This is a genomic window from Streptosporangium sp. NPDC002524 (assembly GCF_040295985.1).
Classification (GTDB): Bacteria; Actinomycetota; Actinomycetes; order Streptosporangiales; family Streptosporangiaceae; genus Streptosporangium.
In genome coordinates this window covers 65,904-88,439 of record NZ_JBEOWK010000034.1, presented here as the reverse complement: position 1 = coordinate 88,439, position 22,536 = coordinate 65,904, and the positions used below count along the sequence as shown (strand labels likewise).

Annotated in this window: 13 protein-coding genes; 5 read left to right on the top strand and 8 right to left on the bottom strand. The window is 72.9% G+C overall.

Annotation, left to right across the window (positions count from 1 at the left end; genetic code table 11):
• The first annotated feature begins 50 nt into the window (after window positions 1-50).
• On the top strand, window positions 51-1,490 hold the full coding sequence (locus ABT053_RS38535; RefSeq protein ID WP_350976131.1) for an NDP-hexose 2,3-dehydratase family protein: 1,440 nt from the start codon (window positions 51-53) through the stop codon (window positions 1,488-1,490).
• Here the strand turns inward: ABT053_RS38535 and ABT053_RS38530 are convergent.
• Window positions 1,471-2,310, bottom strand: a complete 840-nt coding sequence (locus ABT053_RS38530; protein WP_350976129.1) for a TIGR03621 family F420-dependent LLM class oxidoreductase — start codon at window positions 2,308-2,310, stop codon at window positions 1,471-1,473. The two genes, ABT053_RS38535 and ABT053_RS38530, sit on opposite strands and share 20 nt — an antisense overlap.
• A 625-nt stretch (window positions 2,311-2,935) precedes the next feature.
• Between ABT053_RS38530 and ABT053_RS38525 the strand changes: the two genes are divergently transcribed.
• Window positions 2,936-3,901 carry an aldo/keto reductase gene (locus tag ABT053_RS38525; protein ID WP_350976127.1) on the top strand — a complete coding sequence of 322 codons (966 nt, stop codon included), beginning with the start codon at window positions 2,936-2,938 and terminating at the stop codon, window positions 3,899-3,901.
• Here the strand turns inward: ABT053_RS38525 and ABT053_RS38520 are convergent.
• The 3 genes from ABT053_RS38520 to ABT053_RS38510 all read right to left on the bottom strand — a co-directional run bounded on the left by ABT053_RS38520 (window position 3,877) and on the right by ABT053_RS38510 (window position 6,677).
• Window positions 3,877-4,536 (bottom strand): response regulator transcription factor, encoded by a 660-nt coding sequence (locus tag ABT053_RS38520; RefSeq protein ID WP_350976126.1) that lies wholly within the window; start codon window positions 4,534-4,536, stop codon window positions 3,877-3,879. The genes ABT053_RS38525 and ABT053_RS38520 overlap by 25 nt on opposite strands.
• Window positions 4,526-5,311, bottom strand: coding sequence for a sensor histidine kinase (locus tag ABT053_RS38515; protein WP_350976124.1), 786 nt, complete (start codon window positions 5,309-5,311; stop codon window positions 4,526-4,528). Before ABT053_RS38515 ends, ABT053_RS38520 begins: the two co-directional genes overlap by 11 nt.
• A gap of 463 nt (window positions 5,312-5,774) precedes the next feature.
• Window positions 5,775-6,677 (bottom strand): UbiA family prenyltransferase, encoded by a 903-nt coding sequence (locus tag ABT053_RS38510; protein ID WP_350976123.1) that lies wholly within the window; start codon window positions 6,675-6,677, stop codon window positions 5,775-5,777.
• 322 nt (window positions 6,678-6,999) lie between these two features.
• On the opposite strand from ABT053_RS38510, the gene ABT053_RS38505 reads away from it, so the two are divergent.
• Window positions 7,000-8,751 carry a 2-isopropylmalate synthase gene (locus ABT053_RS38505; RefSeq protein WP_350976121.1) on the top strand — a complete coding sequence of 584 codons (1,752 nt, stop codon included), beginning with the start codon at window positions 7,000-7,002 and terminating at the stop codon, window positions 8,749-8,751.
• 177 nt (window positions 8,752-8,928) lie between these two features.
• The gene (locus ABT053_RS38500; protein WP_350976119.1) at window positions 8,929-11,766 is read left to right on the top strand and encodes a helix-turn-helix transcriptional regulator; all 2,838 of its coding nucleotides are present in this window, start codon (window positions 8,929-8,931) and stop codon (window positions 11,764-11,766) included.
• 5 nt (window positions 11,767-11,771) lie between these two features.
• Here the strand turns inward: ABT053_RS38500 and ABT053_RS38495 are convergent, their stop codons facing one another.
• Window positions 11,772-13,205 carry an acyl-CoA carboxylase subunit beta gene (locus ABT053_RS38495; RefSeq protein ID WP_350976147.1) on the bottom strand — a complete coding sequence of 478 codons (1,434 nt, stop codon included), beginning with the start codon at window positions 13,203-13,205 and terminating at the stop codon, window positions 11,772-11,774.
• A 422-nt stretch (window positions 13,206-13,627) separates the two neighbouring features.
• On the opposite strand from ABT053_RS38495, the gene ABT053_RS38490 reads away from it, so the two are divergent.
• Window positions 13,628-16,819 (top strand): GH92 family glycosyl hydrolase, encoded by a 3,192-nt coding sequence (locus tag ABT053_RS38490; RefSeq protein ID WP_350976118.1) that lies wholly within the window; start codon window positions 13,628-13,630, stop codon window positions 16,817-16,819.
• Between the two features lie 68 nt (window positions 16,820-16,887).
• On the opposite strand, the gene ABT053_RS38485 is transcribed toward ABT053_RS38490, so the two are convergent.
• The 3 genes from ABT053_RS38485 to ABT053_RS38475 all read right to left on the bottom strand — a co-directional run bounded on the left by ABT053_RS38485 (window position 16,888) and on the right by ABT053_RS38475 (window position 22,405).
• Window positions 16,888-17,796: an SMP-30/gluconolactonase/LRE family protein gene (locus ABT053_RS38485; protein WP_350976117.1), complete on the bottom strand. Its 909-nt coding sequence runs from the start codon at window positions 17,794-17,796 to the stop codon at window positions 16,888-16,890.
• Window positions 17,797-18,102: 306 nt separating this feature from the next.
• Window positions 18,103-20,601: a polynucleotide kinase-phosphatase gene (locus ABT053_RS38480; protein ID WP_350976116.1), complete on the bottom strand. Its 2,499-nt coding sequence runs from the start codon at window positions 20,599-20,601 to the stop codon at window positions 18,103-18,105.
• Window positions 20,594-22,405, bottom strand: coding sequence for a 3' terminal RNA ribose 2'-O-methyltransferase Hen1 (locus tag ABT053_RS38475; RefSeq protein ID WP_350976115.1), 1,812 nt, complete (start codon window positions 22,403-22,405; stop codon window positions 20,594-20,596). The genes ABT053_RS38480 and ABT053_RS38475 overlap by 8 nt, the downstream gene beginning before the upstream one ends.
• Window positions 22,406-22,536: the final 131 nt, after the last annotated feature.

Here is a 22,536-nt window from a genome sequence, read left to right as displayed (position 1 = left end):
CTGGACAGGGGTCGGGCGCGGGAGCAGGGGTTGAGCGGTCCCGGCGGCCCGTGGCAGCGTCGCCGGTGACGGACCGCGCGGTAAGGAGCCTTAAGGAGCCTGCCATCACCGACACACAGGAGTGGCTGCGCGAGATGGCCCGGCGCACGTCCATGAGCGTGACCCGGGTTCCCCTGGAGGAACTGGCCGACTGGCACGAGGACCCCGAGACCGGCGACATCGGCCACCGCAGCGGCCGGTTCTTCACCGTCGAGGGACTCGACGTGCGCCGTCCCGGGGGGCCGGTGCCAGCCTGGACCCAGCCGATCATCAACCAGCCCGAGGCGGGCATCCTCGGCATCCTGCTCAAACGGGTCGGCGGCGTGCCGTACCTGCTGATGCAGGCCAAGAACGAGCCGGGCAACGTCGACGGGCCGCAGCTCTCGCCCACCGTGCAGGCGACCAGGAGCAACTACACGAGGGTGCACCGGGGGCTGCCGGTGCCGTACCTGGACTTCTTCCGGGAGCGGCGCGGGCGGGTGCTGGCCGACGTGCGCCAGTCGGAGCAGGGAGCCTGGTTCTACCGCAAGAGCAACCGCAACATGGTCGTGGAGGTCGGCGAGGAGGTGGCGGCGGCCGACGGGTTCCGGTGGCTGCCGCTGCGCCTGGTACGGGACCTGCTGTCGGTGCCCGACCTGGTCAACATGGACGCCCGGACGGTGCTCGCGTGCCTGCCGCTCCAGGGCGGGGCGGGAGACGACGGGTTCGGCGACGAGCTGGGCGACGGGTTCGGCGCCATGCTGGCGCGCTCGCGCGACCCGCGCGCGGACGCCGCGCACGGCCTGCACGAGATCCTGAGCTGGCTCAGCGGCTTCCGCTCCACGGTGGACGTCCAGGCCCGGCCGCTGCCGCTCAACCGGCTGCGCGGCTGGCACCGCTCCGCGGGCCGCATCTCGCACGAGACCGGCAGGTTCTTCGACGTCGTCGGCGTGCGCGTGGAGGCGCACGGCCGCGAGGTGCGCCGGTGGACGCAACCGATGATCGAGCCGGTGGGCACGGGGCTCGTCGCCTTCCTCGTCAGGCCGGTCCGCGGGGTGCTGCACGCGCTGGTGCACGCCCGGGTCGAGCCCGGCTACACCGACGTGGTGGAGCTCGCCCCGACCGTGCAGTGCACGCCGGGCAACTACGACCACCTGCCGGCGCGGGCCAGGCCGGAGCTGCTGTCGCAGGTGCTGGACGCCCCGCCGGAGCGGGTGCGCTTCGACACCGTCCTGTCGGAGGAGGGCGGCCGCTTCTACCACGCGCGCAACCGCTATCTCATCGTCGAGACGGACGAGGACCCGCTGCCCGGCCACCCGGACTTCCGCTGGCTCGCCCCGCACCAGCTCGACGGGCTGCTGCGGCACAGCTACTACCTGAACGTGCAGGCGCGCACCCTGAACGCCTGCCTGCACAGCCTGGCGGGCGAGCGGGGCGCGCGCCGGCTCCCCGTCAGCGGAGGTGTTCGATGACCTTCCCGAAGTCCTCCATGGCGGCGTCCAGCACGGTGACGTAGGTGAACCCGTACCGTTCCCGGTCCCGGCGGACCTGCTCGGCGATCTGCGCGGGGGTGCCGGCGAAGAGCGTCGGCACCTCCAGGAGCTGCTCCGTGGTGAGGTCCGGGGCGTAGCGGCTCAGGCTCCGCACCCCCGCGCGGCGGTCGCGCGTCAGCACGGTGCCCTTGGCCAGCACGTTGAGCTCCGGCTGCGCGGGCCGCTCGCGCGCCGCCGCGCGCACGTGCTCGACGCGCCCGAGCAGCGTGCCCGCGTCGACGAGCGCGGTCCTGCCGTACTCCGGGCGGAACGGGGCGCCGGTGAAGCTGACGATCTCGGCGCTGCGGGCGGCGAGGCCCAGCACCCGGTCGCCGTGCCCGCCGATCATGAGGGGCGGCCGCTTGTGCTCCAGGAGGCGGTCGAGCTCGGCGACGAGCCTCTCCAGCGTGCGGGTACGGGTTCCCGCGCCGAAGGGCAGCCCGGCCGCCTCGAACTCGGCCCGCACGTAACCGGTGCCGAGCCCGAGCTCCAGGCGCCCGCCCATGAACCGGTCGAGGGTGACGACGTCCCTGGCGAGCAGGGCCGGCCGGTGGAAGGAGGCGTTGAGCACGTACGTGCCGATCGTCGCCCGTTCGGTGACCTCGGCGGCCAGCAGCGCGCTGGGGAACGGCGCGAGCAGGTTCAGGTGGTCCGCCACGGCGATCACGTCGTAGCCGAGCGCCTCGGCGCGCCGGCACCTCGCCGCCCACTCGTTCCTGGAGCACTCCTCGGCCATGAGCACGACCCCGAATCTGGTCATCTCGGGTTTCCTTCCGGCTGGCGGGCGGCTCACCGTACGAGCCGCCCAGGGGCGGGGCGGGGCGGGGCGAGGCGGGGGCGAGGGGCGGTTGGGGGCGGCAGCGCCCTTGCATGCCCGGCGGGCGCGGTCGCGGACGGCGGTGGACGGTGGTGGGCTCCGCGCGCCGCCCGGGGCCACCCGGCGCGCCGGCGCGGCCCATCCGGGCAACGCGCCCCTCCCGGGAGAAAGCGGCCTATTCGGGTATTCGGGAGAAAGCGCCCCATCCGGGGAGCACGCCCTTCCCGGGAAGGGCACGGCATAGGGCTGACCGAAAAAGGTTTCGAAATCCCCGGCCGTCACGGACCGGATCCCCTCCACCCCTCGCACCCCGTATAACCGGCACATTAGCCACCGCCCGCGCCCGCCGAAAGGAAGTGCAATCATCTTTATGGGCGGAAACTGAATTTCAGGGGTGTGAATAGGGGTTCCGGCGTGGCCGCCTGCCCGCGCCGCCCCTTATCATGCATTAGGAGTCAAACGGGGTTAACTGCCTAATGAGGTTGTTTGTAAAGTGCGGGGTTGCCCTGGGATTCGGTGTTGCTTTTGAATGGGGGGCACCGGAAATCGGCGGAACGAAAGAGGATTCGTGCGGTACACGAGGCTCGGCCCGGCGGGGCCGGTTATCTCCGGCATCGGGCTCGGCTCGCTCGCCCTCACCGGCGTCTACGGACGCACCGGGGCCGCCGACGCGGACCGGCTGATCCGGTCGGCGCTCGACGCCGGGGTGACCCTGCTCGACACGGCCGGCTTCTACGCCGAGGGCAGGGTGGAGAGCCTGATCGGCCGGGCCATCGCCGGGCGGCGCGAGGAGGTGGTGGTGGCCACGCGCGGCGGGGTGCGCCGCCACGGCCCGCGGGGGACGGAGGAGTTCGACGGGCGGCCCGACTCGCTGGACCGTGACTGCGAGGCCTCGCTCCGGCGCCTGCGCACCGGCCGCATCGACCTGTTCTACCTCGACTGCCAGGACGAGCACGCGCCCGTCGAGCCGAGCGTGGCGCGGCTGTCGGAGCTGGTGGCGACCGGGAAGATCGGCCATCTGGGGCTGACCGGCGGCACGCCCCAGCAGGTGCGCCGGGCGCACGCCGTGCACCCGATCACGGCGCTCGCCGTGGAGTACTCGCTGTGGGGCCGCAGGCCCGCGCCCGGCCTGCTCGACACCGCGCGCGAGCTGGGCATCGCCGTGGTCGCCGCCCGCCCGCTGGGCCGGGGGTTCCTCACCGGCCGGGTGGGGCCGCGCCTCGGTTTCGAGCCCGGCGACTGGCGGCACGCCGACCCCCGTTTCGACCCGGCCGAGCGCCACTCCGGCACGCCCCGGCTCAAGGCGCTGGAGGCCATGGCCGCGCAGCTCGACGTGGGCGCCGGGCGGCTCGCGCTGAGCTGGCTCCTCGCCCAGGACGACCACGTCGTGCCCGTCCCGAGCACGCGCGACCCGATCCACCTGGAGATGAACCTCGCCGCCTCGTCGGTCGAGCTGCCGGCCGAGACCCGCGAGGCGCTGTCCGGGCTCTTCCCGCCCCCCTCGGCGGGTCAGTTCTCGCCACCCCTGCTCTGAGGCGGGATCAGCGAGGCGGCCAGTGCCTTGTTGACGGCGTCGATCCGGGAGGCGGCGTTGAGCTTGACGAAGATGTTCCGCATGTGGCGCTTGACCGTCGCCTCCGCCAGCCCGAGGCGGCGGGCGATCTGGTTGTTGCTCAGCGCCTGCGCCGCCAGCTGCAGCACCTCCAGCTCCTTCTCCGACAGCACTCCCGCCGAGGGCGCCTCCACCCGGGCCAGGCTGCTGCGGGAGACGGCGAGCACCAGGCGGGAGGGCTCCTCGTGGACGCTGCGCACCGCCGAGATCAGCTCGTGCCGGTGCACGCTCTTGAGCAGGTAGCCGCGGATGCCGGCGGACAGCAGCCGGGCGAGCAGGTGGGGGCCGTCGTACATGCTGAGGATGATGATCCCGCTGCACGGCGAGAGCTCGCGGATGCGGCCGACGGTCTCGGTCACCTCGTCGCCGGGGATCTCCACGTCGAGCAGCACCACGTCAGGGCGGGTCTCGGCCACCACGCGCACGGCGTTGGCGGAGTCTCCGGCCTCGCCCGCCACGCTGATGCCGCCGGCCGACTCCAGGATCTCCCGCAGACCCTCCCTGAACAGGGCGTGATCGTCGACCAGGACCACCGAGATCTCGGCGTTAGGCGTCACGCTGTCCACCGGCCCGCCTCTTGAGGGGGACGAAGAGCTCGACCATGCATCCGCTCCCGGCCTCGCTGGAGATGAGCACCCGGCCGCCGAGCAGCTCGGCCCGCTCGCGCATGGACGTGAGCCCCACGCCGCCGCGCTCGCGCTTCACCGAGGGGTCGAAGCCACACCCGTTGTCCTGGACGAGCGCCGACAGCTCGTGCGGCGCGATGTTCACCCGGATGAGGACGACCTTCGGCCGGCCGTGGCCGAGCGCGTTGCGCACGGCCTCCCGGACGATGAGGAACGTCTCGTCGAGCACGCGCGGCTGGGCCCACGACTCGTCGCCGCTCACGTCCAGCCTGATGGAGACCACGTCGTCCTCGACGGACTCGATGAACCCGATCAGGGACTTCTCCAGGCTCTTGACGGGGATCTGCGGGTGCAGCTCCGACGTGATCTGCCGGAGGTTCTCCATCGTCTCCTGGATGGCCTGCTGGACGAGGCTGATCTTGGCCCCGGCCCGCGCGGCGTCGACGGGCCGGTAGGCCTCCGACAGCGCGAGCTGCTGGTGGGCGACGCTGACGCCGTGCCCGATGCGGTCGTGCAGCTCGCGGGCGATGCGGCGGCGCTCGTCCTCCTGCGCCTCCTGGACCTGGTTGAGCAGGAAGCCGTGGTAGCCGTCGGCGGACTCCCTGACACGCTGGGAAAGACTCTCCTCCATGCCGCTGATGGCCAGCGTGATGGCCTCGGCCGGGGATTCGTACTCGGCCGCGATCCGGCGCGTCAGATGGCGCACCGCCGAACGAAAGAAAAGTGAGCCCGCCTCAAGTGAGGCCTTGGGATGCACTCCCCCGGCCGCACGGGCGTTTCCTATCTCACGTGCCTGGAATTGGTAGAGCTCACCTATCTGTACCCTTCCGGCACGTAGCGTGGCGGCGACGTCGTCCAACACGTGGCGGGCGGTGTGCAGGGCCTGCTCACGAACATCCTGATCTGCGAAGACAGCGTTTCCGGCGGACCTCAGTGCCGATTCGAATTCGGTGAGGATTTCCTCACGGCACGATTCGACTAATTCCGCAGGGTAGCTCGTGGCCCTGTGTACCGCCTCCAATATCCCACCATCCCCGTTGTCCGGGAGATCGTCGTCTACTTGAGTCCCCCGTGGCCCCGCGTTCCGCCTCCAATCCCCCTCCTCCGCCGTCGAGCGTTTAGCATTCACCAAACTATCGCGCGACCTGGAGACACATGCAACATTTCGGTCAGATGAGGGATAAAACCGCGGTCAGATGAAGCAGATGTTGCGTCCCCATGAATACTCCGTACGGACGGCGGGTGTGACGGCGGTCCTGGCACCCGGGCCGCGGGGCCGCCAGCAGGCCCGCGACCGCCACCGCGACGACCCCGGCGGCCAGGGCCAGCACGACGCCCACGAGGCGCACGTGCAGCAACGAGACCGCCGCCCCGAACGCCGCCAGGAGCAGCACCGCGGCGCCCACCATGAGTTGCCGTGACATCCGCTCGCCGAGCAGCACGCCGAGGGTGCGGCGACCGGCCGCGGTGTCCCCCGCGATATCGGACAGGTCCTTGGCGGGCATGCCGACGAACACCATCCAGCAGATGGCGACGCCCGCGAACAGCACGAGCGCGACCGGCGCGGCCACGCCCCCGCCCGACGTCGCGACGGTGAAGCCCGCCAGGTAGGACAGCAGGCCGGACAGGCACAGCACCGCGACCGTACCGCCCGAGCTGTCCTTCAGCGGCAGCGGCGGCCCCGAGTACAGGTAGCCCAGCACCAGGTTGGCGGCGACGATCCAGAGCATCGGCGCAGGCAGGCCCGCCGTCGCGGCGAGCGCCAGGCAGCCCGCGCCGGCGGCCACGACGGCGGCCGTCCGCGCGTCCAGGTCGCCCCTGGCGATGGGACGGCCGGAACCGTTGATCCGGTCCTCCGTGATGTCGGTGACACCGTTGAAGAGATAGATCGCGAAGATCGACAGCATCCAGGCTGCCGCCCCCTGGGCGATCCGCGGGAGGGGCGCGGTGACCGTGGCCGCCGGCAGCGCGAGCGCGACGCCGGTCAGGTAGCGCATGGTCGAGACGGTCAGCACCAGAGGGCGGGCCTCGGTGACGCAGAGGGCGAGGACGCGGGGCGAGAAGGCTGACATGTCTCGCATTGTGATCGGGGGCGGCACCACCGATAAGGGGCTGTCCGAAGGTTGTAGCGGGGGCTACTCCTTTCGATACCCGGCGGGCTTCCATGGGGTATTCGCCCCGAACTCCTGATGCCGGTATTGCCCGGCCGCCGGACCCCCCTATAACGTCCGGCCATATTACCGGTACATGAACGCGGGGTGGGCGGTCCTTACTCGGGGAACGGCGCCGGCACGGGGCAGGCGATCCTCACCCTAGGAACGGCGCCGTGGATTTCCAACCCCTGTTCCGAGCACTTCAGGAAAACGAGGGTCACCCACGAAAGGAAACTCCACCATGCAGGGTGCCGGACGTTACACCGGATTCACGCCCCTCGATCTGCCCGACCGCAACTGGCCGGGCAGGCGCATCCTCTCGGCCCCCCGGTGGCTCTCCACCGACCTGCGCGACGGCAACCAGTCACTGGCCAGCCCGATGTCCCCCGAACGCAAGCTCAGGATGTTCGACCTGCTGGTGAACATGGGCTTCAAGGAGATCGAGGTCGGCTTCCCCGTCGCCAGCCAGGACGACCACGACTTCGTCCGGCTGCTCATCGAGCGGGACCTCATCCCCGACGACGTGCGCATCACCGTGCTCACCCAGGCCCGCGAGGAGCTCGTCAGGGGCACCGTGGACTGCCTCAGGGGCGCGCCCCGCGCGACGGTCCACATCTACAACGCGACGTCGCCGCTCTTCCGGGAGCTGGTGTTCGGCGTCGACCGCGCCGGCTGCCGCGACATGGCGGTGCGGGCCACGCGGGTGATGATGGACCACGCGGAGCGCGTGCTCGGCGACTGCGACCTCGGCTACCAGTACTCCCCCGAGCTGTTCAACGAGACCGAGCCGGACTTCGCCCTGGAGGTGTGCGAGGCGGTCATGGACGCCTGGCAGCCGGAGGCGGGCCGGGGGATCATCCTCAACTTCCCGACCACCGTCGAGCGGTCGCTGCCCAACGTCTTCGCCGACCAGATCGAGTGGCTCGACCGCAACCTGTCCCGCCGCGAGCACGTGTGCCTGTCCGTCCATCCGCACAACGACCGCGGGACCGGGGTCGCCGCGGCCGAGCTGGCCCTGCTGGCCGGAGCCGAGCGGATCGAGGGCTGCCTGTTCGGCAACGGCGAGCGGGCCGGCAACGTCTGCCTGGTGACGCTCTGCATGAACCTGTTCGTGCACGGCGTCGACCCGGGCGTCGACCTGTCCGACATCACCGCCGTCCGGCGCGCCGCGGAGGAGTGCACCCAGATGCCCGTGCACCCGCGGCACCCGTACGCGGGCGACCTGGTGTACACCGCCTTCTCGGGATCGCACCAGGACGCGATCAAGAAGGGGTTCGACGAGCGCGAGCGGCTCGCGGCCCGTACCGGGGTGCCGGCCGGCGAGCTCCCCTGGCGCACGCCGTACCTGCCAGTGGACCCCAAGGACGTGGGACGCAGCTACGAGGCGGTCGTACGGGTCAACAGCCAGTCGGGCAAGGGCGGGGTCGCGTACGTGATGAGCGCCTGGCACGGGCTCGACCTGCCCCGGGGCCTGCAGGCCGACCTGGCGGCCCGGGTGCAGGCGCAGGCCGACGCGGAGGGCGGCGAGCTGTCCCCCAGCCGGATCGGCGAGCTGTTCCGAAGGGAGTACACCTACCACGGCGCGCCGGACGAGTCCCACACGCCCGGGGACGAGCCGATCGCCGTCACGCTCTGGATCGACGGCGCCCGCGCCCTCGACGTGCCGTGCGACCTCCGCACGGCGCTCGGCCCCTGGGGGATCGACGTGCGCGCCGTGCACAGGACCGGCCCCCCGCTGGACGACCGGACGATGGAGCCGGACCGCGCCGCCCTCCCCCACCGCTCCCCGCGCGACATCGTGGTCTACGCGGAGTGCGCCGCGACCGGCGCGGCCGGGCCGGCGGGGGTCTCGTGGGGAGTGGGCGTCGGCACCGACGCGGCCGCGGCGGCGTTCTCCGCCGTACGCGCGGCGGACGCCCGGCTCGCGGGGCACACGCGGCCGCGGCCGGTCCGCCCCCTGCCCGAGCCGCGCCGCCTCGCGACGGCCGGCTGACGCCCGGGAGGAGACCGAGATGACCCGCGTCACCGCGAGGAGGCCGCGGCCGGTCCGCCGGCCCCGCCCCCACCTCGACCTGCGTTCCCCGGCGGGCCGACCGCTCCCCTACTGAACGAACCCGGCCTGTGCTCTCCCTCAGGTCGAACGCTCCTCATCGAACGAAGGAGGGCCGTCATGGCCGAGGACGTCCAGCGGCACGAGATGGCCACGCTGCGAGAACTACTGGACGAGGCGGTGGCCGGCAGGGGCCGCGTCGCGATGGTGACCGGCGCGATCGCCACCGGCAAGAGCGCGCTCCTGCACGGCCTCGCCGAGGGGGCCCTCGACCGGGGCGTCCTCTCGCTCACCGCGACCGGGTCGCGCGCCGAGGGGGCGCTCCCCCTCGGCGTGCTCTCTCAGCTCGTGCTCGGCGCGTCGCTGTCCGAGCGGAACCACTCCGCCGCCCTCGGCCTCCTCCGCGAGGGCATCCGCCGGTACCTGCCGGCCGGCCGGTCCGGCCAGAACGGCCAGAGCAGCCGGACCGGTCAGAACGGCCGGACCGTTCTGACCGGCCAGAACGGTCCGGCCGGACCGGCGGATCCGGTGGGTCCGATGGGTCCGGCCGGTCCGGCTCTGCCGGCCGATCCGGCGTCCGGCGAGCAGATGGACGTGCTGCTCGTGGACGCGCTCTGCGCCGTGCTGCTGGAGCTGTCGGAGCGCTGCCCGCTGCTCATCGTCGTGGACGACCTGCACCACGCCGACCGCGCCTCGCGGCTGTGCCTGTCGCACCTGGCACGGCGGATCGCGTACGCCAGGATCATGCTGGTCTTCAGCATGCCGGACCCGCACGCCCTCGGGAGCCTGCACGCGGAGATGCTGCGGCAGCCGCACTGCCGCACGGTCCGCCTCGGGCACCTGTCCCTCGGGGAGGTGACGCGGCTGGCGGCCGGGGACGCCGGCGTCGCGACGGCGGCGCGCTGGCACGCGCTGACCGGCGGCAACCGGCTGCTGGTGGACGCGCTCCTGGAGGACCACCGGGCCGGGGACGGCCGGGGCGAGCGGTACGCCGAGGCCGTGCTCGCCTGCCTGCACCGCGCCGAGGGCGGCAGCCCCCGGGTGGCGCGGGCGCTGGCCGTGCTCGGCGAGGCCGGGCCGGTCTCCCGGCTGCTCGGCGAGAACGACGCGGTCACCGCCAAGACGGTCCAGGAGCTGACCCGCGCCGGGCTGCTGGAAGGCGGCCGGTTCCGCGACGAGGCGGCGAGGTCGGCCGTGCTGGCCGGGCTGGACGACCACGAGCGCGTCGACCTGCATCGCCGGGCCGCCGAGCTGACCTACCACGACGGCGCGCCGGCCCCGGTGGTGGCCGGGCACCTGCTGCGGGCCGGTCACGCGGGCGAACCGTGGGCGCTGCCGATCCTGGAGGAGGCGGCGGCGCGGGCGTTGCGCCAGGACGGCGTGGAGTCCGCGATCGCGTACCTCATGCTCGCCCTGCGGTCCTGCCCGGACGAGCGCAGGCGCGCCAGGATCGCCACCACGCTGGTGCGGGCCAAGTGGCGGATCGACCCCGGCACGCCCGCCGGGCAGCTGGCCGAGCTGACCGAGGCGCTGCGCCGGGGCCACCTGACCGGCGGCGACGCCGTGGTGCTGGCCAAGGCGCTGCTGTGGCACGGCCACGCCGAGGCCGCCAGGGACGTCCTCGGTCACCTGAGGAGGCTGGACGAGCTGGACCGGGACGCGGTGGCGGAGCTGGCCGTGGCGCACGCCTGGTTCCGCAGCAGCTTCCCCTCGTTCCTGCCGCACCTGCCCGCGCTGACCGACGAGCAAACGGGCGGCGCCGCCCACTCCCTCAGCGCGGACCGCCGGACGGAGTCGGCGGACGCGCTGGTACGCGCGCTGACGCAGGGCCCGCTCCCGGAGACGGCGGCGACGGCCGAGCGCATCCTCCGCGGCTCGCGGCTGGACGAGATGTCGATGGACACGGTGGAGAGCGCGCTGCTGGCCCTCACCTACACCGGCCGGGCCGACCTGGCCGCGCCCTGGTGCGACTCCTTCATCGCCGAGGCCGCCTCGCGCCGGGCCCCGAGCCGTCAGGCCCGCCTGTCGGCCATCCGCGCCGAGATCGGCCTGCGCCGGGGCGACCCGGCCGCGGCGGCGGCCGACGCCCAGCGCGCCCTGGAGCTCATCCCGCCGGACAGCTGGGGGGTCGCGGTCGGCGGGCCGCTGGGCAGCCTGCTGCTGGCCGGCGCGGCGATGGGCCGGCACGAGGAGTTCCTGCCGCCCGTCAACCGGCCGGTGCCGGAGGCCATGCTGGAGACCCGGTTCGGGCTGCAGTACCTGTACGGCAAGGGCCGCTTCCACCTGGCGGCCGGCCAGCCCCGGCAGGCGCTGCGCGACCTGCGGCTGTGCGGCGAGCTGATGGGCGAGTGGAAGCTCGACAGCGCCGAGTTCATCGCCTGGCGGCTGGACGCGGCGCAGGCCCTGGTCGCCCTCGGCGAGATGGAGGAGGCCCGCCGGCTCGTGGAGGAGCAGCTCACGCGCTCCGGGGGGTCCAGGCGGGTCCAGGGCATGGCGCTGCGCGTGCTGGCCGCCACCGCCGAGAAGCGCCACCGCGTGATACTGCTGCGCCAGTCGGCCGACCTGCTGGAGGACGGCGGCGACAGGTACGAGCTCGCCAGGTCGCTGATCGACCTCACCGAGGCCTACCACGCGGCCGGCGAGTTCCGCCGGGCCGCGATGCTGAGCCGCCGGGCCCGCGCCCTGGCCCAGGGATGCCAGGCCGGCGTGCTGAGCCGGGCACTGCCGGACGGCGGGGAGGGCGGGGAGGGCGTGTGGGCCGGCACGCGGCCGGTGCTCAGCGACGCCGAGCGGCGGGTGGCGGCGCTGGCGGCCGACGGCTACTCCAACCGGGAGGTCGCCGCCAAGCTGTTCATCACGGTGAGCACGGTGGAGCAGCACCTGACCCGCGTCTACCGCAAGCTCAGCGTGACGCGGCGCGGCGACCTGCCGGAGGGCCTGACCAGGGAACGGATCTGAGCCGGTCAGAGGGGGATGTTGGTGTGGCCGCCACGTGCGCGCGGCGCGCGGGCGATCGCCTCGGCGAGCCGGAACCGGGTGGTCTCGGGGGCGATGACCTCGTCCACGACGCCGAGGGCCACGGCCCGCCCCACGCCCCCGGACGTCCGCCGGTGCTCCTCGGCGAGGGCGGCGCGCAGCGCCTCGCGCTCCTCCTCGGGGGCCGCGGCCAGGGCCTTGCGGTGCAGGACCCCGACGGCGGACTCCGCGCCCATGACCGCCACCTCCGCGCCCGGCCAGGCGAACGTCGTGGTGGCGCCGAGCGAGCGGGAGTTCATCGCGATGTAGGCGCCGCCGTACGCCTTGCGGGTGATCAGCGTGACCCGGGGGACGACCGATTCGGCGAAGGCGTGCAGCAGCTTGGCGCCGCGCCGCACCACCCCGCCCCACTCCTGGCCGACACCGGGCAGGTAGCCGGGGACGTCCACGAGCACGACGAGCGGGATGCCGTGCGCGTCGCACATGCGGACGAACCGGGAGGCCTTCTCCGCGGAGAGCGAGTCGAGGCAGCCGCCCTTGCGGATCGGGTTGTTGGCCAGCACGCCGACGGTGCCCCCGCCGAGCCGGCCGAACGCGACCAGCATGTTCGCGGCCCAGCGCGGCTGGAGCTCCTCCATCTGGCCGTCCCCGTCCAGGAGGGCGCGTACCAGGGGGCGCACGTCGTAGGCGCGCCGCGGGGAGTCGGGCAGCAGGGCGCCCAGGTCGCGGGGCTCGCGCAGCGCGGCGGGGTCGCAGACGCCCCGCCGGGCGAAGAACCCGGTCAGGCGGCGCGCCCTGGCGAAGGCGTCCTCCTCGTCGGCCGCCAGGACGTGCGCGACACCCGACTTCGGGCCGTGCGCCTCCGGCCCGCCCAGCCCGGCCATGTCGATCCGCTCGCCGGTGACGCTGCGCACGATCTCCGGGCCGGTCACGAACACGCGGGCGGCGTCGGACATGACGACCACGTCGGTGAGCGCGGGCCCGTACGCGGCCGCGCCCGCGGCCGGGCCGAGGATGACCGAGATCTGCGGCACGACGCCGGACGCCCTGGTCATGGCCGCGAACATGCGGCCCACGCCGTCCATGGACTCCACGCCGTCGGCGAGCCGGGCGCCTCCCGAGTGCCACAGGCCGATGACCGGGCAGTCCCGCCGCACGGCGGCCTCGATGGCCTCGATGATCCGGCCCGCGCCGGCCGCGCCGAGCGCGCCGCCCATCAGCCTCGCGTCGGTGCAGAAGGCGACGACCGGAGCCCCGTCGACCAGGCCGCGCACGGCCGACACGCCGCTGTCGTCGTCCTCGTGGAGCGGCACGGCGGAGCCGGGGTCGAGCAGGCGCGAGAACCGGACGACCGGCGCGCGGGGATCGGCGACCGGGGGCGCGGCACCTTCCACCGAAACCGCGGCGCCCTCCACCGACATCGCGGCGCTCTCCACCGACACCACGGAACCTTCCACCGGCGTCGCGGCGCTCTCCAGCGACATCACGGCACTTTCCACCAACGTCGCGGCGCTCTCCACCGGCGTCGCGGAACCTTCCAGCAACGTCGCGGCACTTTTCACCGACGCCACGGCGCTTTCCACCGGCGTCGCGGCGCTCTCCATCGAAACCGGGGCACTTTCCACCGAAACCGGGGATACGACGGTCATCGCTGACATCCCTTACATGGTCGTCACGGAGCCGGGCTCACCGCGAATCTGTCAACCCCCTGCCCACCCGCCAACCCCTGCCGCCCCCTGTTCCCGTACCCGGCGGATGGCCGGTTGTGGCCGTCGTTTCCGTCCGTTGACCGGTTACGCGGGGCCGGGGTTCGATACGGCGACCCCATATTTGGAGGACTGTCGTGTCTTATTGGTCCTTACCGATCGTCACCGCCCTGCTGGCGTCGGCGGTCTTCCCACAAGGTGCTCCGCGTGAAACCGCCGTGGAACGCGACCCTGTATCCCTGGTCAACGTCTTCCACGGCACCAAGGAGGCGGCACCCGACTTCGACCACGGCGGGGGCGGGGGCATGACCTTCCCCGGAGCGGTCCTGCCGTTCGGGATGATGCAGTGGAGCCCCGACACCGTGGCCGACGCCGGCGGCGGCTACCGGTGGGAGGACAACCGGCTGCGCGGCTTCTCCATGACGCACATCTCCGGGCCCGGCTGCACGGGCGCGCAGGACTTCCCGGTGATCCCCTTCTCGGGGGCGATCGGCCGCTCGCCCGCCACCCACGGCGAGGACTACGTGCAGACGTTCTCGCACGACAACGAGCGGGCCTCGCCGGGCTTCTACGGCGCCACGCTCGACAGCGGGGTCAAGGCGGAGCTCTCCGCCAGCATGCGGGCGGGCGTCGCCCGCTTCACCTTCCCCCAGGGCAGGCCCGGCACGGTACTGCTGAACACCAGCGGCTCGGTCAACGGCGTCGACGACGGCGAGACCAGGATCAGCGGGAACACCGTCGAGGGCTGGGTGCTGACCGGCGGGTTCTGCGGCCCGCCGACCCGGTACAAGATCTACTTCCACGCCACGTTCGACCAGCCGGTCACCGCGTCCGGCACCTGGAAGGACGGTGAGGTGCGACCCGGGGGGAGCAGGGTCGCCAACGCCGCTCCCGCGAAGGTGAAGGGCGACGTGGTCACCTCGGAGGACGTGACCGTCAACGGGCCCGGTTCGGGGGCGTACCTGCAGTTCGCCCCGGAACGGCCGGTTCAGATGCGGGTCGGGCTGTCGTACGTCGGCATCGACGGCGCCCGGCGCAACCTCCAGACGGAGATCGCCACCAAGGGCCTGGACGAGGTGGCCCGCGAGGCGACCGGCGTGTGGCAGGAACGGCTCGGCCGGGTGCGGGTCGCCGGTGGCACCGAGGACCAGCAGCGCACCTTCTACAGCAACCTGTACCACACGCTGCTGCAGCCGCACGTCTCCGACGACGTGAACGGCACCTACACCGGGAGCGACTACGAGCCGCACCAGGTGAGACCGGGGCGCCACCACTACGCGACCTTCTCCGGGTGGGACATCTACCGCAGCCAGGTGCAGCTCCTCGCGCTGCTGGCGCCGGACGTGGCCGCCGACATCGCGCAGTCGATGTACGACAACGCCCAGGCCCTCGGCAACGTGTGGGACCGGTGGTCGCACCAGACCGCGGTCACCGGCGTCATGGTCGGCGACCCGTACCACTCGATCCTCTCCAGCGTGTACGCGTTCGGCGCGCGCGACTTCGACGCGCGGGCGGCGCTGCGGGCGATGGCCGAGGCGGCCAGGCGGACCGGCCCCAAGGACATCGGCCATCCGCTGCTCCAGTACGACGAGCGTCCGGGCAACGCCGCGTTCATGCGGGACGGGCACGTGCCCAACGACCCGTCGGCGACGCTGGAGTACGGCGTGGCCGACTTCGGGATCGCCCAGCTCGCCTCCCGGCTCGGTGACCGGGCCACGACCACGGAGTTCATGCGGCGCTCGCAGGCCTGGCAGAACATCTACAACCCGGGCACCGGGTGGATCCAGCCGCGCCAGGGCGACGGCGCGTTCACCGCGCCCTTCGACCCGGCCCACCCGGACGTGTACATGGAGGGCAACGGGGCGCAGTACCACTGGCTGGTGCCGCACAACCCGGCCGGGCTGTTCACCGCGATGGGCGGCTCCCGCGAGGTCGTGCCCCGGCTCGACACCTACTTCACCAAGCTCAACGCCGGGCCCGCCGAGCCGTACGCCTACCTGGGCAACGAGGTGGCGATGCCGTCGCCGTGGCTGTACGCGTGGGCCGGCCAGCCGTACAAGACGCAGGCGCTGGTGCAACGGGTGCAGCGGGAGCTGTTCAAGCCGGGGCCGGACGGGCTCGTCGGCAACGACGACCTGGGGGCGATGGGGTCGTGGTACGTGTGGTCGGCCATGGGGCTCTTCCCCGCCGTCCCGGGCCGCGCCGAGCTGCTGGTGAACACGCCGCTGTTCGAGCGGGTCACGATCGACCGGCCGGGCGGGGACATCGTCGTCGACGCCCGGGGCGACGGGCCCTACATCCGGTCGCTCCGGGTGAACGGCGCGGCGACGAATCGGGCGTGGCTGCCGGAGTCGTTCGCGACCGGCGGCGGGCGGCTGGAGTTCGCCCGGAGCACCTCCCCCAACCGGGACTTCGGCGCCGCCCCGGCGGACGCGCCGCCGTCCTTCGGCGAGGGGACGAACCCGTACCTGGCCGGGTTCAGCCGCGGCAGCGGCCCGGTCGAGCCGGGCGGCACGCTCGCGACGGAGCTCACGGTCAGGTCGCTGGGCCGGGCCGCCACGATCGCCTGGGAGGCGAGGCCGCCGGCCGGCGTCACCGTGTCACCGGCGCGCGGCACGCTCAACCTGGCCGCCGGCGGGCAGGCCCGCCAGGCGGTCGTGATCTCCGTGTCCGGCAACGTGCCTCGCGGCATGCTGACCGTGCCGGTCGTGGTGGGCGACCGTACCGCCTCGGTACGGCTCAACGTGGCCACGCGCGGCACCCCCGAGTGGCACCACAACAACGCCGGCATCGGCGACATCGGCGCGCCCGGTGAGGCCAACATCGACGGTCCGGGCTTCAGCCTCTCGGCGCAGGCCCTGGCCGAGGAGGGCCTCACCCCGGGCGCCCGGGTGACGTGGCGGGACTTCACGTTCACCTGGCCGAACAGGAAGCGCGGCGAGTGGGACAACGTCCGCACGGGCGCGGGACCGCTGGAGGTGACCGCGCCGGCCGGCGCCACCCGTCTCTCCTTCCTCGGGACGGGCGTGAACGGCTGGCCCGAGGCGGACGTCACCATCACCTACACCGACGGCACGACCGGTTCGGGACGGCTCGGTCTCAGCGACTGGATCCTGGACTTCGGGTCGGACGAGCCGCAGTTCGGCAACGAGGTCGTGGCCAGCACTCCGCACCGGCTGTTCTGGGGCTCATGGGCGTTCCAGCCCGTGCCCGCCCACGTCTACGCGTCGCAACCCATCGCCCTGAACCCGGCCAAGAGGGTACGGAGCCTGACCTTCTCCACCCCGGAGGACGGCCAGCTACACCTGTTCACCTGGGCGTTCTCCTAGCGAACCCCACGCCCGGGTGCCCGGGACCGGCGGCCACGGAAACGTGGCCACCGGCCCCGGGCGTCCTTCTAGCGGGCCCACACCGGTTCGGCGCCCCGGATTCCCAGGATCAGCGAGTACAGGGACGTGGTCGCGGTGATGAAGACGCGGTTGCGTTTGGGGCCGCCGAAGACGAGGTTCGAGGCGCTCTCCGGCAGGAGCAGCCTGCCGAGGAGCGTCCCGTCCGGGTGGTAGGCGTGGATCGCCGGGCCGACGGCGGTCCAGACGCGGCCGGTGTCGTCCAGGCGCATGCCGTCGTAGCCGCCCTCGCCCTCGTGCTCGGCGAACACCTTGCCGCCCGTGAGCGCGCCGTCGTCGGTCACCTCGAAGACCCGCAGGTGGCCGCGCTCGGTGTCGGCGACGTAGAGCAGGCTCTCGTCCAGGGAGAAGGCCAGGCCGTTGGGACGGGCGAAGTCGTCCGCCACCACGCGCACCTCGCCGGTGTCCGGGTCGACGCGGTAGACGTGGCAGCCGTCGATCTCCTGCTCGGCCCGGTGGCCCTCGTAGTCGCTCAGGATGCCGTACGGCGGGTCGGTGAACCAGACGGACCCGTCGGACCGCACCACCACGTCGTTGGGGCTGTTGAGCCGCTTGCCGTCCCACCGGTCGGCGAGCACGGTGATCGAGCCGTCGTGCTCGGTCCGGGTCACGCGGCGCGCGCCGTGCTCGCAGGAGACGAGCCTGCCCTCGCGGTCGAGGGTGTTGCCGTTGACGTAGCCGGCGGGCTGCCGGAACGGCCCCACCTGGCCGGTCATCTCGTCCCACCGCAGCATGCGGTCGTTGGGGATGTCGCTCCAGGCCAGATAGCGGCCCGCGGGGACGTAGACGGGCCCTTCGGCCCAGCGCGTGCCCCGGTGGAGCCGCTCGATGTGACGGTCACCGGAGACCCCCGCGATGCGGGGGTCGAACGCTTCGAACTCCACGGGGATGAGATCCACCGGGTACCTCCTCCTAGGTGCCCACCTTCTTACCAAGATCTGCTCCACGGGACCAGACTTCCGTCCCCTCCATGCGCGGGAGACCGTACTCGGGAGAACGCTCTTGGGAGAACGCGCCCGGAAGGGCGGGCCCGGGAGGGCGGGCCCGGGAGGACGCCGCCCTTTCCCTCGGGTCCCTCCGGCGCGGCCGGGAAACCACGGGTCCCTCCGGCGTGGCTGGGAAACCCCGGCCGTCGCCGGAGAACCACAGCCGTCGCCGGATGCCCACGGCCGGAGAACCACGGACAGGGAACCACGGCCGGAGAGCTACAGCCGGGGATCGACCGGCTCGGACTCCAGTGCCAGGACGGCGAAAACCGCCTCGTGCACCCGCCACAGCGGCTCCCCCTCCGCCAGCCGGGAGAGCGCCTCCAGCCCCAGCGCGTGCTCGCGCAGGGCCAGCGAGCGCTTGCGGCCCAGGAACCGGCGGCGCAGCACGTCCAGGCTCTCGGTGTAGTCGGGCCCGTAGATGATCCGCAGGTACTCCCGCCCGCGCACCTTGACCCCGGGCTGCACCCGGCTCCGCCCGTCGGGCAGCTCCAGCGGCTTGACGACCATGCCCTCACCGCCCTCGGCGGTCAGCGCCGACCACCAGGCCGTGGCCGCCTCCGTCGACTCCGGCGAGGCCAGGTCGGCGAACACGTGCCGGGTGGGCGCGATCAGCGGGTCGTCGAGCCGGGACAGCAGGTCCAGGTGCCAGGAGTGCGGCTCCTGGATCGCGGTCGCCCGGCCCTCGCAGGCGAGGATCTGGAACGGCGCCAGACGAAGGCCGTCAAGTCCGGACACGGGCCAGCAGTAACGTGCATATGCCTGCCTGAACCGGGCAGCGTTGGTGGAGCGGCGTCGGGTGCGGTCCAACAGTTCGCCCACATCCAAACCGCGCCCGGCCGCCGCTTCCAGCACGCCGATCGCCTCGGGCAGCACCGTGCGCGCCGCGGCGCCCACCGACGCGTACTGGCCGCGGATCAGCCCCTCGGCCTTCGCCGACCAGGGCAGCAGCTCGCAGTCGAGGGCGATCCAGCCCGACCCCAGCTCCTCCATCAGCGGCGCGCACACCCGCCTGAGCCTGTCGACCAGCTCGGTGGTGTCGGCGAAGAACGGCCTTCCGGTACGGGTGTAGACCGCCCCGGCACTGCCGTCGGTGATCCCGAACCGCGCCGCCGCCACCTGCGGATCGGCGGCCAGCACGGCCACCGCCCGCGAGCCCATGTGCTTCTCCTCACACACCACCCGGGTCACCCCGGCCGCCGCGAACTCGGCGAACGCCTCGGCCGGGTGCTCCAGGTAGCCGTCGAGACGGGAGGTCTCCGGGGGCGCCATCGTCGGCGGGAGGTAGACCAGCCAGCGTGGGTCGACCGCGAACCGGCTCATGATCTCCAGCGCGGCGGCCGAGTTCTCCTCGCGGATCTTGATGTGGCCGCCGCCGTGGCGAACCTCGATGTGGCGGGTGCCCCGCACGTCGTCGACGGAGAGCAGGCCGGGATCTCGGTGGCCGGGGGCGGTCAGCGGCCTGACCGACTCGTACCAGACGCACTCGGCGGGCACCGAGACGATCTCGCGCTCCGGGTAGCGCAGCGCGGTGAGCCGCCCGCCGAAGACCGCCCCGGTGTCCAGGCAGATCGTGTTGTTGATCCACTCGGTCTCGGGGACCGGGGTGTGGCCGTAGACGACCATGGCCCGGCCCCGGTACTCGCGTGCCCAGGGGTAGCGCACCGGCAGGCCGTACTCGTCGGTCTCGCCGGTGGTGTCGCCGTACAGCGCGAAGGAGCGGACCCTGCCGGAGGCGCGGCCGTGGTAGTCCTCCTTGAGCCCGGCGTGGGCGACGACGAGCCTGCCCCCGTCGAGCTGGTAGTGGCTGATCAGCCCGTCCATGAAGGCCAGCGCGTCCCGCCTGAACTCCTCCGGCTCGGCGGCCAGCTGGTCCAGGGACTCCTGGAGGCCGTGGGCCACCCTGACCTTGCGGCCGTTGAGCGCGCGGGCCAGCTTCTGCTCGTGGTTGCCCGACACGCACAGCGCGGTCCCGGCCGCGACCATGCCCATGACCAGCCGGAGCACGCCCGGCGAGTCGGGTCCCCGGTCCACCAGGTCGCCGACGAACACCGCCGTCCTGCCCTCGGGGTGGACCGCCCCCGCGCCGCCGGGATCGATCTCCCAGCCGAGGTCGCGCAGCAGCGTCTCCAGCTCGGCGCGGCAGCCGTGCACGTCGCCCACGATGTCGAACGGGCCGGTCAGCTCGCGCCGGTCGGTCCACGCCTTCTCGGTGACGACCGTCGCGGCCTCGATCTCCTCGGCCCCGTGCAGCACGTGGACCCGGCGGAAGCCGTCGCGGGAGATCCTGCCCATGGAACGGCGCAGATCCTTGCGCTGCCTGATGACCACGCGCGCCCCGAAGTCCCGGTCGGGCCTGGACTCGTTGCGCGCGACCGCCAGCTCCTCGGGGACGTCCAGGACGATCGCGTCGACCAGCACGTTGTGCGACTTCGCGAGCGCGACCAGCTGCTTGCGCGCCTCCCACTGCACGTTCGTGGCGTCCACGACCGTGAGCAGCCCGCGCCGCAGGCGGGTGCCGACGATGTAGTGGAGCACGTCGAAGGCGTCGGGGGTGGCGGCCTGGTCGTTCTCGTCGTCGGCGACCAGGCCCCGGCAGAAGTCGGAGGAGATCACCTGGGTCGGCGCGAAGTGCCTGGCGGCGAAGGTCGACTTGCCGCTGCCGGACACCCCGACGAGCACGACCAGCGACATCTCCGGTACGGCGATCTCAGTCATCTCCACCTCCCACGTTTCCCGCCCCTCCCGCACCCGCGAGCACTCCCCCGCTCACCGGGCCGCCTTCCGTGCTTCCAGGGCCGCTCCCCGTGCTGCCGGGACCGTCCTCCGCGTTTCCGGAGCCGTCCGACGCGCCTGGACGGTCTTTGCCGTCCGAGAGACCTTTCGCGTCCACGACACCTTTGGCGTCCGCGAAGCCTTTGGCGTCCACGACACCTTTGGCGCCCGCGAGGCCTTTCGCGTCCGCGACACTTTTGGCTTCCGCGAGGCCTTTGGCGTCCGCGAGGCCGAACAGGGCCATCTGGGTGGGCGCGCCCACCTCGGGGTCGTCGTCGCCGACCGGCAGGAACTCGACGCGGTAGCCGTACTCGCCGCACACCTTCGCCGCCCACGCGCGGAACTCGGCGCGGGTCCACTCGAAGCGGTGGTCGGGGTGGCGCATGCCGCTCAGGAACTCGTAGCGGACGTTGTGCTCGGCGTTGGGGGTCGTGACGATCACGTGCCCCGGCCGGGCGGTTCCGAAGACCACCCGCTCCAGCGCGTCCAGGCGCGGCGGGTCGACGTGCTCGACGACCTCCATCAGCACCGCGGCGTCGTACCCGGCGAACCGGACGTCGGTGTAGGTCAGCGCGCCCTGGAACAGCTCCAGCCGCTCCCGCCGCCGCTCCGGCATCCGGTCGAGCTTCAGACGCCTGGCCGCGAGCGCCAGTGCCTGGGAGGACACGTCCACCCCCGCCACCCTGGTGAAACGGGGCCGGTCGAGCAGCGCTCCGACCAGACGGCCGGAACCGCACCCGAGGTCGATGACGGTGCTCACCCCCAGCCTCTCCAGCGCGGCGAGCACGGCCTCCAGGCGAAGGGCGTTCAACGGCCGCCTCGCGGCCCGCGCCTCCCCGTCCGAAGAAACCCCCTCCGAAGAGACCCCCTTTGAAGAGACCCCCTCGGGAGGGACCGCACCGGCCGGGAGGACCTCGTCCGGCGTGCCGGTCCCGTCGGCCTCACCCGGCGTGGCGGGGTCGGCCGAGGGGTCCTCCTCGACAGGGGGGTCGAGGTCCTCCTCCACGTCGTCGCCGATCTCGGCGAGGCGGGCGAAGGCGGTACGGGTGAGGGCCCAGCGGCGGCCGAGGTAGCGGCGGGTGATCAGGCCCCGGTCGGGGTGGGCGGCCAGCCACGACTCGCCCGCCCTGATCAGCTTGTCCACCTCGTCGGGGGCCACCCAGTAGTGCTTGGCGTCGTCGAGCACCGGAAGCAGCACGTAGAGCTGGTTGAGCGCGTCGGCCAGGCGGACCTCCCCGCGCAGCACCAGCCGCACGTAACGGGAGTCGCCCCACTCGGGGAACTCCTCGTCCAGGGCCAGGGCGGTCGCCTCGACCCGCCAGCCCAGCGGTTCGAACAGCCGGTGCGCGAGCTCGGGGCCGCCCTTGCAGGGCAGCACGGGCAGGGTGATCTCCAGCGGCATCGGCCTCGCGGCCAGCTCGGGACGGCTGTCACAGCGCCCGGTGCGCGCCGTACGGAACACGTCGGCCAGCGCCACGGCCAGCAGCGACGACGCGGCGTAGGGCCGGTCGTTGACGTACTGGCCCAGCGTGTAGTCGGGCGTGGACCGGTCGCGCGAGCGCACCAGGCGGACCGGGTCGACGTCGAGCATCAGCGCGGCCGTGCAGCGCTCCTCGCTCGCCTCCGGGTAGAGGACACGTGCCACGCCGTACGACTGCCCGAACTCCTGGACCCTGTCGGGGTGCTTGTGCAGCAGGAACCCGAGGTCCGTGGCGGGGCGTGCGGTGGTGGAGATCGTCAGCAACACCCGGTTCAGTGTGCCGCACCCGTGCGGGGACGGCCATCGGTTAACGTTCCGAACCCTCGTGAACCGGCCGTCACCTGACGGTTCCGGATCCATGCGACATGTCCCGGTCCGGGGAGACTCCCGCGCCGGGA